The sequence below is a fragment of the Brachybacterium sp. Marseille-Q7125 genome (assembly GCF_023062615.1).
Taxonomy (GTDB): domain Bacteria; phylum Actinomycetota; class Actinomycetes; order Actinomycetales; family Dermabacteraceae; genus Brachybacterium.
This window is the reverse complement of record NZ_JALLAL010000162.1, coordinates 1-453: the sequence shown is the minus strand read 5'-3', so window position 1 is coordinate 453 and position 453 is coordinate 1. Positions and strand designations below refer to the sequence as shown.

Genomic DNA, 453 nt, shown 5'->3' with positions numbered 1-453 from the left:
CGTCAGGGTCGACGAGGAAGGTGGCGCGATCGGCCTGTCCGGCACCCTCGCGCTCGACGTCGAAGTTGCGGGTCAGCTGCAGGTTCGGGTCGCCGATCATCGTGTAGTTCACCTTGCCGACGGTGTCGGAGTCGGCATGCCACGCTTTGTGCACGAAGTGCGAATCGGTGGACACCGCGAACACCTCGACCCCCATGGCCTGCAGTTCCTCATAGTGGTCGGCGAGGTCGCCCAACTCGGTGGGGCAGACGAAGGTGAAGTCACCGGGGTAAAAGAAGAACACGGCCCACTTGCCGTTGATGTCGGAATCGGAGACCTCGATGAAGTCCCCGTTGCGGAAAGCGTTGGCCTTGAACGGAAGGATCTTGGTGTTGATGAGACTCATGGGTGTCCTCTCTCGTCGACGATGTGATAGATCAAGGCTATCACTAAACTAGTATCTATAGCCAATAA

1 protein-coding gene is annotated in these 453 nt (G+C 58.3%); it reads right to left on the bottom strand.

Features of this window, described 5'->3' with window-relative positions; genetic code table 11:
• Positions 1-385, bottom strand: a 385-nt coding sequence (locus tag MU407_RS14160; RefSeq protein WP_246958443.1) for a redoxin domain-containing protein, incomplete at its 3' end; no start/stop codon positions are given.
• Positions 386-453: the final 68 nt, after the last annotated feature.